This window comes from Vibrio sp. 03_296 (assembly GCF_002265885.1).
Map to the genome: position 1 here is coordinate 1 of NZ_NPKW01001110.1, position 633 is coordinate 633.

At 42.0% G+C, this 633-nt stretch carries 1 pseudogene; it reads right to left on the reverse strand.

The window, feature by feature from the left end:
- Window positions 1-633 (reverse strand): annotated as a pseudogene (locus CIK04_RS30140) (IS110 family transposase); the annotation flags it as partial.

Here is a 633-nt window from a genome sequence, read left to right on the forward strand (position 1 = left end):
TGGTCTTAAAAACAGGGTTAGATTGCATTGCAGACATCATCGCCATATACAGGACTGTACGCACCTGAGCGCGCCCACCTTGGATAATTCGTTTGCCTTTATAGCGGCCACTTTCTCTATTCATGGGAGCAACACCTATTAGAGAAGCCGCTTGTTTATTGTTGATATAACCCAACTCAGGAACGTTGCTAATGATGGCGGCCGCACTCACTTTCCCGATGCCTGGGACACTTTGTAAAATGATATTTTTGCTCTGATAAGAAGGCGTTTTTCAATGAGAGCAATGATGAGTGCTTCGATCTTCTCTATCTGATTTTGAAGGAAGTAATGATTGGATTGATTGTGGAATGAAGCGTTTTAGGGAGTTGTTGTAAGCGATTCTTTTCCATAGTTTGCATCGTTAAAATTTGATGTCGACGGGCGACTAAGTCACTCATTAAACGCATAATTTCTGGTTTTAACTGGGTCAATTGGGGTTGAATGGCTTCGCTATAATGAGCGATTAATTGAGCATCCAGTTTATCCGTTTTAGCTCTGCGGCCAATAGCGCCAGCGAAGCGTTTAATGTGGATAGGATTGGCAATTACAAAAGGTAAATTGGCTTTGGAACAGGCGATAATAAAAGGCATTTCA